Source organism: Microvirga sp. GN3 (genome assembly GCF_055792825.1).
Map to the genome: position 1 here is coordinate 1 of NZ_JBVVAK010000210.1, position 11,333 is coordinate 11,333.

13 protein-coding genes are annotated in these 11,333 nt (G+C 62.8%); 10 read left to right on the forward strand and 3 right to left on the reverse strand.

Going from position 1 to position 11,333, the window contains the following annotated elements; genetic code table 11:
* Positions 1-261 precede the first annotated feature (261 nt).
* Positions 262-1,143 carry a LysR family transcriptional regulator gene (locus tag ACS5Q1_RS43140; protein WP_473103990.1) on the reverse strand — a complete coding sequence of 294 codons (882 nt, stop codon included), beginning with the start codon at positions 1,141-1,143 and terminating at the stop codon, positions 262-264.
* Positions 1,144-1,247: 104 nt separating this feature from the next.
* On the opposite strand from ACS5Q1_RS43140, the gene ACS5Q1_RS43145 reads away from it, so the two are divergent.
* The 8 genes from ACS5Q1_RS43145 (at position 1,248) to ACS5Q1_RS43180 (ending at position 8,688) form a co-directional block, all read left to right on the forward strand.
* Positions 1,248-1,955, forward strand: coding sequence for a glutathione S-transferase family protein (locus ACS5Q1_RS43145; protein WP_473103991.1), 708 nt, complete (start codon positions 1,248-1,250; stop codon positions 1,953-1,955).
* Between the two features lie 382 nt (positions 1,956-2,337).
* Positions 2,338-2,991, forward strand: a complete 654-nt coding sequence (locus ACS5Q1_RS43150; RefSeq protein WP_473103992.1) for a helix-turn-helix domain-containing protein — start codon at positions 2,338-2,340, stop codon at positions 2,989-2,991.
* Positions 2,992-3,001: 10 nt separating this feature from the next.
* Positions 3,002-3,490 carry a GAF domain-containing protein gene (locus tag ACS5Q1_RS43155; RefSeq protein ID WP_473103993.1) on the forward strand — a complete coding sequence of 163 codons (489 nt, stop codon included), beginning with the start codon at positions 3,002-3,004 and terminating at the stop codon, positions 3,488-3,490.
* 19 nt (positions 3,491-3,509) lie between these two features.
* Entirely contained in the window at positions 3,510-5,102 is a 1,593-nt protein-coding gene (locus ACS5Q1_RS43160; RefSeq protein ID WP_473103994.1) for an ABC transporter substrate-binding protein, read from the forward strand.
* 11 nt (positions 5,103-5,113) lie between these two features.
* Positions 5,114-6,142 (forward strand): ABC transporter permease, encoded by a 1,029-nt coding sequence (locus ACS5Q1_RS43165; protein WP_473103995.1) that lies wholly within the window; start codon positions 5,114-5,116, stop codon positions 6,140-6,142.
* Complete coding sequence (locus ACS5Q1_RS43170; protein ID WP_473103996.1) at positions 6,139-7,056, forward strand: ABC transporter permease; 918 nt, start codon at positions 6,139-6,141, stop codon at positions 7,054-7,056. The genes ACS5Q1_RS43165 and ACS5Q1_RS43170 overlap by 4 nt, the downstream gene beginning before the upstream one ends.
* A gap of 13 nt (positions 7,057-7,069) precedes the next feature.
* The gene (locus tag ACS5Q1_RS43175; protein ID WP_473103997.1) at positions 7,070-7,909 is read left to right on the forward strand and encodes an ABC transporter ATP-binding protein; all 840 of its coding nucleotides are present in this window, start codon (positions 7,070-7,072) and stop codon (positions 7,907-7,909) included.
* Positions 7,909-8,688: an ABC transporter ATP-binding protein gene (locus ACS5Q1_RS43180; protein WP_473103998.1), complete on the forward strand. Its 780-nt coding sequence runs from the start codon at positions 7,909-7,911 to the stop codon at positions 8,686-8,688. The genes ACS5Q1_RS43175 and ACS5Q1_RS43180 overlap by 1 nt, the downstream gene beginning before the upstream one ends.
* 25 nt (positions 8,689-8,713) lie before the next feature.
* Here the strand turns inward: ACS5Q1_RS43180 and ACS5Q1_RS43185 are convergent, their stop codons facing one another.
* Entirely contained in the window at positions 8,714-8,860 is a 147-nt protein-coding gene (locus ACS5Q1_RS43185; RefSeq protein ID WP_473103999.1) for a hypothetical protein, read from the reverse strand.
* Between the two features lie 41 nt (positions 8,861-8,901).
* On the opposite strand from ACS5Q1_RS43185, the gene ACS5Q1_RS43190 reads away from it, so the two are divergent.
* Both ACS5Q1_RS43190 and ACS5Q1_RS43195 read left to right on the forward strand, forming a co-directional pair.
* Positions 8,902-9,288 (forward strand): Asd/ArgC dimerization domain-containing protein, encoded by a 387-nt coding sequence (locus tag ACS5Q1_RS43190; RefSeq protein ID WP_473104000.1) that lies wholly within the window; start codon positions 8,902-8,904, stop codon positions 9,286-9,288.
* A gap of 43 nt (positions 9,289-9,331) precedes the next feature.
* The gene (locus tag ACS5Q1_RS43195) at positions 9,332-10,534 is read left to right on the forward strand and encodes a M24 family metallopeptidase (RefSeq protein ID WP_473104001.1); all 1,203 of its coding nucleotides are present in this window, start codon (positions 9,332-9,334) and stop codon (positions 10,532-10,534) included.
* 380 nt (positions 10,535-10,914) lie between these two features.
* Here ACS5Q1_RS43195 and ACS5Q1_RS43200 read toward each other — a convergent pair.
* A partial coding sequence (locus ACS5Q1_RS43200) for a methyl-accepting chemotaxis protein (protein ID WP_473104002.1) occupies positions 10,915-11,333 on the reverse strand: 419 nt, incomplete at its 5' end.

Sequence of the window (11,333 nt, forward strand, 5' to 3'; positions counted from 1 at the left end):
CTCAACTCGACCATCTTGATCTCCTGTTCTGGAATTGCGCTTCAACAGCCGCAATCCTTCAAAACAGAAGCATCATCCGCATCCCCGGGCACCAAATGCCGCGTCAGCGGCTTCGTTCAATCCCTCGCCCCCAATCTCCCCGCTTACTCATGCACCCCCATGGCCGGTCGCTCGTGGTTGGGCCAGTGCTCTCCACGCCAAATCCTTGGCGCGTACCTAACCCTTCCAACGATCCTCGCTGGAGCCGTCGCCCACCGGCCGTTAGCCGCCCGCCAGGAAGTCGATGACTGCCCTGATGGCTGGAAGCTGGCTGCGCCGGTGCGGTGTCAGGATCGTGGAGGTCACGCTACCGGCAGCCCAGTCCGGGAGCACCTGGATCAACGCGCCGCTTTCCATTAAGGCCGCCGACATGGCTTCAGGAAGACAGGCGATGCCAAGTCCCGCAGCCGCCGCCCTCAACAGCACCGAGGACTCATCAGCTACCAGCCGCACCATCGGCATGACCTGAACCGCATGACCGTTGCAGTCCTTCAGGTGCCATGTCCTCGATGCGGGACCCGTCAGGAGCCCGTCATGTCCGACGAGGTCCTCGGGGCGCTCAGGTGTGCCCCGCCGTGCCAGGTAGTCCGGCGAGGCGACCAGCGTGATCCGCTCGACCTTCATCCGGCGCTGCATGAGATCGGAATCGGGCAGCGGCGCGAAATGGCTTCGGATCGCGATGTCAAAGCCATCCCGGATCAGATCGACGAAGCGGTCGGTGATGTGGAGCTGCAGGTCCAGCTTGGGATAGGCTCGTGCGAGAACCGGCAGGCGGTCGGCAAGGTGGAACTGCGCCACCGGCACGGAGGCCGTGATCCTGACCGTACCCTGCGGCTCGGCCTGCCGCCGCTGCACCACGCTCTCGGCCGCCTCCGCCTCAATGACGGCCGCGCGGGCATGATCATAGAAATCCCGGCCGACATCGGTCAGCACGAAACTGCGCGAGGTGCGATGGATCAGGCGAATGCCGAGATCCACCTCAAGCTCGGCGACGCGCTTGCTGATTGTCGACTTAGGAACGCCCAGGTGACGCGCCGCGGCCGCGAAGCCCCCGCTGTTCACCGCCTGGACGAAGATATGCAGATCGTTGAAGTTGAACCTCATGCGCCAATGTTCACGCTTGTGGACTTTGGGTTTTCAAAGTAGCCGCTACAGCCTCTAAGTCCATGGTGCCATCTTGGTGTCGTCACAGACACAAGGAAATACCCATGGTTCAGACCCTCATGTACGGCATTCCGTCGGGATGCTCGTTCGGCTCGATCATTGCCCTGGAATGGCTCGGAGAGCCGTACCGGCTCTGCCGCATCGAGATGCCGGAGGTCGTGCAGAGCGAGGCCTACCGCCAGATCAATCCTGCCGGCGAGACGCCGACCTTGGTGGCCGCCACGGGCGAGCGGATCAGTGAGAGTATGGCAATCCTCCACCATCTCGGCGCGCGGGGGATCGGCAAGGGGTTGTCCTTCGCCCAGGGCACGCCGGAGTTTGATCGGCTCAACCAGGTCTTGGCGTTCCTTAACACGAGCTTCTTCGCCGCCTTCGGCCCGCTCTGGTACGCCCTTGAGCATGGGGTTGAAGGATCCGACAAGGACGTTCTCAGGGCCTATGGAGCGGCGAAGGTGGCCAAGGCTCATGCCGACCTCGAAGGAATCCTCGGCGACAAGGACTGGCTGCTGGGCGATCGATGCACGTTGGCGGATGCCTACTTCGCCGGCATCGCGCGGTGGACCAAGTATCACGACGTTGTCGATCGCCGCGGCTATCCCGGCTTGCAGCGACTGTTCGAGAAGCTGGAGGCTGATCCGGCGGTCCGTTTTGCGCACGCGATCGAGCGCGGCGAGGCCGCTCGCAGCGGAGGCGGGTTCCTAGGCGAAGTCACTTTGGATGACGTTCTGCGTCAACAGGCGATCGCTGCCTAAATTGCACAAAGCCCGCCTCACGCCATGAGGCGGGCCTTTGCTCCTTGAACCCGTTTGTAGAACGCACCCGCTGAAGGTCCGTTGTGTGTCTGGACCTGCCCGGAGGCTGGACCACGGCTGGACCAGAACTCTAACCTCATTGGACCTGCCCGATGCCGTGAGCGGACCGATGTAATCCAAGAACTGGTGCCTACAGCCATAACCAAACTGCGTTCCTTGGAGGCTTGATCCCCTCAGCAATTCACTTTGTTGGATTCATGCGGAACCCACGTGAGGCGATCCCACAAGGTCCCGCCGCGGCAAGCGTTGGTTCTGTCCACCGGTCTTGAAGTCGCCGAGCTCAGGCCATTTAAAAAATTTTACTTCCATAAAAAAATCTGAAATGCTCCGCTTGATGGAAAGCGGCATTTCGAACCCCGACCAATTGAACCAGTCCGCCCCCGGGCAGGCCCGCGAGGTGCTTGTTTCCAATCTGGGCGCCCTCATCCGGCAGGAACGCCAGAAGCGCGGCCTCACCCTCGCCCAGACCTGCGAACGGGCCCATATCTCCTCGGCCTTCCTGTCACTTGTAGAGCGGGGCAAGGCGACGCCCTCCCTGGGAAGTCTCGCTGGCATTTCGGAGGCTCTGGGCCTGCCGGTTTCGACTTTCCTTCAAGTGGGCCTGAACGCCGATGCCGTCACCCGCGACGGGCAGCGGGCGCAATTCTCTATCGGCAGTTCGACCCTGCGCTATGAGCGCCTTTCTACGATTTTTCCAGGCCAGCAGATCGATGCAGTCATGATTCATGTTCCGCCGGGCTACCGCGCGGAGACGATCTCTCACACGGGAGAAGAGTGGATCTACATCGTGGCTGGCGAATTCCATCAGACCATCGATGGGACCACCATCGTGCTTGGCCCTGGAGACACCTGCCATTTCCGCGGCGACAGTCCGCATTCCTATGCCAACCGCGGCAAGGCCCCCGTGAAGGTGATCTGGGTTGGCACGGTGCCCGTTTTTCGCAATGGCGATACGCCACAAGGCATACACCCGTGAGGACGATGGAATGAGTGACGCGATTCAACTTGCTTTGAGCGTACAGGAGGCCTGGGCGGCTCCGCAGCAACCCACCGCAGTTCTGGAGGCGGCCGGCAAGGCCTTTTCACAGGCGGTCGGGCACCGGCTCTACACCGTCGCGCGGATGCTTGCCGGTGGCCGCGAGGTGGAGCGCATCCATTCCACCAATAGGGATGTTTATCCGGTTGGGGGCCGCAAGCCTGTGCTGCCGAATGCCTATACCCAGCGGGTGCGGACCGAGCAGAAGCCCTTCCTGGCCAAGACCCCGGCCGGCTTTGCCCCGCTCTTTCCCGATCACGAGACTATCACCGGCCTTGGCCTTGGCTGCGTGATGAACCTGCCGATCATCTTCGGTGGGGCGGTGCTCGGCACCGTGAACCTGCTCGACCGCGAAGGCGCCTATGAAGAGCGCCATGTCGAGTCGGCGATGCTTATCGCAAGGCAGATCCTGCCGGTGCTTTTGGAGCACGGCGCTTAAAGGACAGAGGGGAAGAACGATGAAACCAATGCGTCTCATGCTAGCCGCCTCAGCTCTCGCGCTCATGGCGGGTGCGACAACGCTGGAGGCAAAGTCACCGCCGAACGTACTCGTTGTCGCCAAGAACATCGACGACATCGTCAGTCTCGATCCGGCGCAGGCCTACGAGTTCACCAGCGGCGAGATCGTCGCCAACATCTATGATCGCCTGGTCGAGTACAATCCGACCGACATCGAAAAGATCGCTCCGGGTCTTGCCGAGAGCTGGACCGTGTCGGACGATGGCAAGACCTTCACCTTCAAGCTGCGTCAGGGCGCCAAGTTCGCCTCGGGCAATCCGATTCGTCCGGAGGACGTGGTGTTCTCACTGCGCCGTGTCGTCACGCTCAATAAGGCGCCAGCCTTCATCCTCACCCAGTTCGGCTGGAAGCCGGACAATGTGGAGCAGATGATCAAGAAGATCTCTGACACCGAGGTGGCCCTCACGATCCCTGAGACATTCGCGCCGTCCTTCGTGTTGAACGCGCTCGCCTCCCGCCCTGGCTCCATCGTCGACGAGAAGGAGGCGCTGAAGAACGTTAAGGACAACGATCTCGGCAACGCCTGGCTGTCGCGCAATTCGGCGGGTTCAGGCCCGTTCAAGCTCCGAATCTGGCGCCCCGGCGAGGCCGTGGTGCTTGATGCCAACAAGGATGCCTTCAAGGGCGCGCCGAAGATGAACCAGGTGGTATTCAACCACGTGGCCGAGCCTTCGACCCAGCGCCTGATGATCGAGTCGGGCGATGCCGATATTGCCCGCAATCTCGGACCCGATCAGATTGCCGCCGTCAAGGACAAGGGTGGGATCAAGGTCGAAACCTATCCCCAGGCGGCCCTGCATTTCTTCAGCCTCAATCTCAAGCACGATAAGCTGAAGAACCCCGCGATCTGGGAAGCGACCAAGTATCTCATCGATTACGACGGCATCGCCAACACGTTGCTCAAGGGCCAGATGAAGGTGCACCAGACCTTCTGGCCGGAAGGCTTCCCGGGCTCCGTGAACGAGAACCCCTACAAACTCGATGTCGCGAAGGCCAAGGATATCCTGGCCAAGGGCAACGTGCCTTCCGGGCTTACCATCGACATGGATATGATCTCCTCCTCGCCCTTTACGGAAATCGGGCAGTCGATCCAGGCCACCATGGGCCAAGCCGGCATCAAGGTGAATCTCATTCCGGGCACTTCGGCCCAGGTGATCACCAAGTACCGGGCACGCCAGCATGAAGGCATGCTGCTCTACTGGGCACCCGATTTCATGGATCCGCATTCCAACGCTAAGGCTTTCGCCTACAATGTCGACAATGCGGATGGCAGCCCGCAGAGCACCACCACGTGGCGCAACTCCTGGCTCATTCCCGACCTCTCGGCCAAGACCAGAGCTGCTCTCGTGGAGCGTGACCCCGCCAAGCGTCTCGACATGTATCGCGAGTTGCAGCGTGCCGTGCTGAAGGAATCGCCCTGGGCGATGACCTTCCAGGCTCAGGCGCAGGTGGCGCTGCGCGGTGAAGTGAAGGGCTTCATTCACGGCCCGACGAATGACCTCGTGGTCTATCGCGACGTGACGAAGAACTGAGGACACGACTGATGAGGAGTTTTGCTTACGCTGGCATGGCGTCTGCGCGGGGTTTTGCGACGCTCGCCGTGACTCTCGCAGGCCTTCTCCTCGTCACCTTCGTGGTAGGCCGGGTCATGCCGATTGATCCGGTCGTTGCTGCCGTCGGCGATAAAGCGTCTCCCGAGACCTATGCCAAGGCTCGGGAGGCCCTCGGCCTGGATCAGCCGGTCTGGGTTCAGTTCGGCCGCTATATCAAAGGCGTGGCTCAAGGGGATCTCGGCCAGTCGAGCCTCAGCGGTCGCCCGGTCTCGGAAGATATCGCCAGGGTCTTTCCCGCAACCGTTGAATTATCGACGCTCGGCATTCTGATCGGCATCCTCGCCGGCGTGCCGCTCGGCGTCTACGCGGCGCACCGGCGCAACCGCTGGCCGGACCAGATTATTCGCAGCATTTCGCTGCTCGGCTATTCGACGCCGGTCTTCTGGCTCGGCCTCATTGGCCTGCTCATCTTCTATGCCCAGCTCGGCTGGTCCGGCGGGCCCGGCCGCATCGACACTGCCTATCGCTACTCAATCGATGAGTGGAGCGGCCTCATGCTGGTCGATACCCTGCGATCGGGGGACTGGGATGCGTTTCGCAGCGCCCTGTCCCACATCGCTCTGCCAGCCCTGCTCCTCGGCTATTTCTCTCTTGCCTACATTGCGCGCATGACCCGCGGCTTCATGATCGAGGAGCTCGGCAAGGAATATGTGACCACGGCGCGTATCAAGGGGGCTTCCGAAGCGGATGTGCTTTGGCGCCATGCCCTGCCGAACGTGCTCGTTCCGGTCATTACCGTCATCGCGCTCGCCTATGCCCAGCTTCTCGAAGGCACAGTGCTCACCGAGACGGTTTTCGCTTGGCCCGGGCTCGGCCTTTATATCACCAACAGCCTTTTCTCCGCCGACATGCCTGCCGTTCTCGGTGGAACGCTCGTGGTCGGCGTGTGCTTCGTTCTGCTCAACAAGATTTCCGAAATCCTCTATCCTCTCCTTGATCCCCGGACACGCAGCCGATGATCGCGACCTCTACAGCCCCCCTTCCCGGCAATGTCGGCTCTCACCTGGAGCCGTCCTCGCGGGCACAGGCCCGTCTGGTGCAGATCGCCAGGGCGATCCGCCGTGCTGCCCGCAATCCCTCGACGCTTGCCGGCAGCATCATCGTGCTCGCCCTGGTGTTGATGGCAATCCTGGCGCCCCTCCTCGCTACGCATGATCCCATGGCCCAGGATCTCTCGGCCCGTCTCACGCCGCCGAGCGCGGCCCATTGGCTCGGCACCGATCAGCTGGGACGCGATCTCTACAGCCGCCTGCTCTACGGTGCACAGCCGACATTGCTGATCGTGGTGCTCGTGGTGTCGCTCTCAGCACCGTTCGGCGTCGCTGTCGGTCTGCTTGCCGGCTATTTCGGCGGCTGGATCGAGGTGGTGCTCATGCGCCTGACCGACATTGTCATGGCCTTTCCCCGCCTGATCCTCGCCTTGGCGCTCGTTGCCGTGCTGCAACCGGGGCTCATCAATGCGGTGATTGCCATCGCCATCACGGCATGGCCCCCTTACGCTCGGCTGGCACGTGCCGAAACATTGGCACTGCGCCATTCGGAGTTCGTGGAGGCAGCCCGTGGGCTTGGCATGCCGAGCGGCAAGATCATCACGGGGCAGATCCTTCCGCTCTGTCTCTCCTCTGCAGCAATCCGCGCCACGCTCGATATGGCCGGCATCATCCTCACGGCGGCCGGTCTCGGCTTCCTCGGCCTTGGGGCCCAGCCTCCCATGGCCGAATGGGGAGCGATGATCGCGGCCGGGCGCGATCATATCTTCGATGCCTGGTGGGTGGCCGCCGTTCCGGGCCTTGCGATCGTACTCGTCAGTCTCGGCTTCAACCTGCTCGGCGACGGACTGCGTGATGTGCTCGACCCGAAGCATCATGATTGAGCGGCACCCGGCCATGGCACATCCTCTTCTTCAGGTCGACGGCCTCACCGTAACCTTTCCGACCTCGGAGGGGCCTCTTCCGGTGGTGCGCGACTTTTCCCTCACCATGGGGCGGGAGAAAATCGGCATCGTCGGGGAATCCGGTTCAGGCAAGTCGATGACCGCCCGCGCCATTCTCGGCCTTGTGCGCACTCCGGGTCAGGTGACGGCCCGCTCCTTGCGCCTGGAAGACACCGATCTGCTGTCGTTGAATCCTCGCGGCTGGCGGTCTCTGCGCGGCAAGAAAGCCGGGATGATCCTGCAGGATCCCAAATTTTCGCTCAATCCTGTCAAGCGCATCGGTACTCAGATTGAGGAGACCATGCGTCTGCATGAGCGAGTAGGACGAACTGAACGCCGGCAGCGTGCCCTCGCGATGCTGAAGGCTGTGGGCATCGATGATCCCACGCGCGTGTACAGCGCCTATCCGCACGAATTGTCAGGCGGCATGGGCCAGCGGGCGATGATCGCGACCATGCTGGTGTCGAGCCCGGATCTCCTGATCGCCGACGAGCCGACGAGTGCCCTCGACGTGATCGTGCGCGAGCAGGTTCTTCGCCTTCTCGACAAGCTGGTTGCCGAGCGCGGCCTCGGCCTCATCCTCATCAGCCATGACCTTCCGATGGTGGCCCGCTTCTGCGACCGCATCCTGGTCATGTATCGTGGGCGGGTCGTTGAAACGCTCGATGCCAAGCACCTCGAAGCAGCGAGCCATCCCTATACGCGGGGGCTTCTCGCCTGCCTGCCATCACCAGGAACGCGAGGACGCATGCTGCCCACCTTGAGCCGGGATCCAACATGGGAGGACGCGTGATGGCAGCTGCCTCTCTGATTTCCCTTGAGGCCGTGGACGTGTTTCACGGGACGGGTCGTCACCGTTTTCACGCCGTTCACAAGGCCGACCTTGCTGTTGCTTCTCGCGAAACTTTCGGCCTCGTCGGCGGCTCCGGCTCCGGCAAATCGACCCTCCTGCGAGTGCTTGCGGGCCTGTCCACCAATTGGCAGGGGCGGACCGAGATCGCCGGCCAGAGGCTCGAGCCGAGCCAATCGCCGCCGCGAGCGTTTCACCGCCGCGTCCAGATGGTTTTCCAGGATCCCTACGCCTCGCTCAACCCGCGGCATACGGTAGACCGGATCCTCACCGATGGACTGAAGCTGCATGAGCTAGGCGACATCGACCGACGCATCGAAACGGTGCTCGATCAGGTCGGGCTTGGCGCGAGATTTCGCTTCCGGTTTCCGCATGAGCTTTCCGGAGGCCAACGTCAGCGTGTCGCGATCGCCCGCGCCATTTCCCTCGAGCCCGAGGTCCTGCTGCTCGATGAGCCGACAAGCGCCCTCGATGCCTCCGTCCAAGCCGAGATCTTGAACCTGCTCGTCACGGTTCGCCAGGAGAGGCCTGTCACCAGCGTTTTCGTGAGCCATGACCTGTCCGTCGTCGCGCATTTTTGCGACCGGCTTGCCGTCATGCAACAGGGCCGCATTGTCGAGCGGCTCTCAGCCGAGGATCTCATCGCGCACAAGGCGATGCATCCCTACACGCGCGAATTGATCGCCGCATCCACTGGCGACATTGCTCAGACCGTGTCCTAAAGCAGGGTCGCTGCCTGCCTCTCGGCTAGCCGATGGTGGACGGCGGGTGCTCGATCGGCTCATGAGCCAGGCCGATGCGGTGGACCTCAACCTGCGGGCCTTCCGCGCGGAAGCGCAGCGGACGCTCAAGGGCGGCGGCGAGAAGCCCGTCGCCTTCAACGTGGTGCCCCACATCAATGTGTTCCTGGAGGACGCACGAAGGAGGAATGGAAGATGGAGGCAAAGAGCCGGCGCATCCTGGGTCTTCCCGATCTCCCGGTCGCGGCGACTTGCGTGCGCGTGCCAGTGTTCGTGGGCCATGCGGAAGCGGTGAGCGTGGAGCTCGAGCGCCCTCCGCACCGCGCCGGAGATTATGCCACGCCGCTCGACTTGGCGGGCACCGACCGACCCAGTCTGAGTCTCGCGGATCCACGAGGACCGGACCGTGCCGCACGGGCTTCATCTGTGGATCGGCCGACAACGTGCGAAAGGGCGCGGCCCTCAATGCCGTCCAGATCGCGGAGGCGCTCGTATCCCGGACGGGGCTGCACCCGCGCCTGTCTCTCTTGGCCATCGCCTGAGACACGGGCGAAACGGCGTCGCGTGCCACTCGCGCCGTGAATCGAATAATCCGGCCGCAAGTGCCGGAGCAATGGAGCTGGATATGACCTGGTCTCACCCTATCCCGAGGATTACCGATGATGAGCGGTACCAACGCATCGCCCGCCTTCAGGTCTCGATTGCGGAAAAGGGGCTGGGCGGCATGCTACTCGGTGCGACGGAAAATCTTCGCTATTTCACGGGTCTTGTCTGGCGGCAGAGCGAACGCCTGCTCGGCGCGCTCGTGACGCCGAAGGGTCTCTATTACATTGCGCCGGGGTTCGAACGGAGCCGCGTGGAGACCCTCCCTCGCGTTGCGGGCGAGATCATCGTCTGGCAGGAGGACGAAAGCAGCGCGGCGCTGCTCGCCTCGCTCCTCCCGTCCGGCGTCAAGCTCGCGCTCGACGATGCCCTCCCGCTCTTCGTCTACCATCAGCTCGCGGGTGCCTTCGGCGCCGACCGTCTCGTCGATGGCGGTGAACTGGTCCGCGATCTGCGGCGCCGCAAGTCCAAGGCGGAGATCAACCTCATCAAGCATGCCATGAGCCTGACGCTGGAGGTCCATCGCCGGGCGCACGATTTCATCAGGCCGGGCGTACGGGCGTCCGAGGTGGTGCGCTACATCGATGAACAGCATCGCGCGCTTGGCGCCGAAGGTAGTTCGACCTTCTGCATCGTCTCCTTCGGGTTTGCGACCTCGCTACCCCATGGAGCCGATGTCGACCAGGTCTATGCGCCCGGCGATGTCATCCTCGTCGATACCGGCTGCCGGCTCGACGGTTACCATTCGGACCTCACCCGCACCTATGTGCTGGAGGAGCCAACACGGGAATTTTCCGATGCCTGGAGGATCGAGCGTGAAGCGCAACAGGCCGTCTTCGAAGCGGCCCGTCCCGGCGCGACCTGCGGCAGCGTCGACGATGCGGCACGCTGCGTTCTTACCAAATACGGTCTTGGGCCAGACTACGCCCTTCCGGGCCTGCCGCATCGCGCCGGTCATGGCCTCGGTCTCGAAATTCACGAGGAGCCCTATCTGGTGCGTGGCAACGTGACCATCCTCGAACCCGGCATGTGCTTCTCGAACGAGCCCATGATCGTCTTTCCGGGCCGGTTCGGCATCCGCCTCGAAGACCACATCCATATGACGGAAACCGGGCCGGAATGGTTCACCCGACCCGCGAAGGGCCCAACCGAGCCCTTCGCGGGGTCCGCGCAGGACCTGCCCAGTGACGGGAACGAAGCACGTAGCGAAAACATGCGCCCCTGAGGCACCAGAAAGGGTTACGCGACGGCTTCAGGTGTCCCGGATCCAAGTTTGACGACAGCAACTCGACAGAGGCGCGCAAATACGTGCGCCTCCTTTTCAAGTTCACGCCTGGCGAGTATGTCCGGTGGCATGCTCGTGGTTTCCAACATGATCTCCCGGAGCATCGATCACTCTCGGCGATCAGGCATCAGAATTCATCAGGGCCAGCAGCCGCCATCCGGCTGCATCAACGGGCCGGACAGAAGACTGCACCCGACCACTTGCACTCACGTTCAACAAATCCCTTGCCGGTAGGGAGCGTTCAGATATGACGATGCCACAAAAAGACCGGGCTCATAGGCCCGGTCCTCGTACCATAACGGCGGTGTGAGTTTTGAACTTCACGCTGCCTTGACGCCGGAGAGGAAGGTGGCGACTTCGCGGTTGAGATTATTGGAGTGATGCGAGAGTTCCCGAGCCGCTCCCAGCACCTGGGACGCCGCCGCCCCGGTCTCGCCGGCGCCCTGATGCACATCGGCGATGCTGACGGTCACCTGTTCCGTGCCGCGCGCCGCCTCCTGCACGTTGCGGGCAATCTCGGCCGTGGCCGCCCCCTGCTCCTCCATCGCCGCCGCGATCGCGGTCGAGATCTGGCTCATCTCGGTGATCGTGCGGGCGATCTCCTGGATCGCCGCCACCGTCTGCTGCGTCGCCTGCTGCACCGAGCCGATCTGGGCCGAGATCTCGTCCGTCGCTTTGGCCGTCTGGCTCGCCAGCTCCTTGACCTCGGTCGCCACCACGGCAAAGCCCTTGCCGGCCT

Coding starts and splice junctions, on each gene's coding strand:
- ACS5Q1_RS43190 (WP_473104000.1), top strand. CDS start 8,902: ATGGAGGCAAAGAGCCGGCGCATCCTGGGTCTTCCCGATCTCCCGGTC.
- ACS5Q1_RS43165 (WP_473103995.1), top strand. CDS start 5,114: ATGAGGAGTTTTGCTTACGCTGGCATGGCGTCTGCGCGGGGTTTTGCG.
- ACS5Q1_RS43180 (WP_473103998.1), top strand. CDS start 7,909: ATGGCAGCTGCCTCTCTGATTTCCCTTGAGGCCGTGGACGTGTTTCAC.
- ACS5Q1_RS43140 (WP_473103990.1), bottom strand. CDS start 1,143: ATGAGGTTCAACTTCAACGATCTGCATATCTTCGTCCAGGCGGTGAAC.
- ACS5Q1_RS43150 (WP_473103992.1), top strand. CDS start 2,338: ATGCTCCGCTTGATGGAAAGCGGCATTTCGAACCCCGACCAATTGAAC.
- ACS5Q1_RS43145 (WP_473103991.1), top strand. CDS start 1,248: ATGGTTCAGACCCTCATGTACGGCATTCCGTCGGGATGCTCGTTCGGC.
- ACS5Q1_RS43170 (WP_473103996.1), top strand. CDS start 6,139: ATGATCGCGACCTCTACAGCCCCCCTTCCCGGCAATGTCGGCTCTCAC.
- ACS5Q1_RS43175 (WP_473103997.1), top strand. CDS start 7,070: ATGGCACATCCTCTTCTTCAGGTCGACGGCCTCACCGTAACCTTTCCG.
- ACS5Q1_RS43155 (WP_473103993.1), top strand. CDS start 3,002: ATGAGTGACGCGATTCAACTTGCTTTGAGCGTACAGGAGGCCTGGGCG.
- ACS5Q1_RS43160 (WP_473103994.1), top strand. CDS start 3,510: ATGAAACCAATGCGTCTCATGCTAGCCGCCTCAGCTCTCGCGCTCATG.
- ACS5Q1_RS43195 (WP_473104001.1), top strand. CDS start 9,332: ATGACCTGGTCTCACCCTATCCCGAGGATTACCGATGATGAGCGGTAC.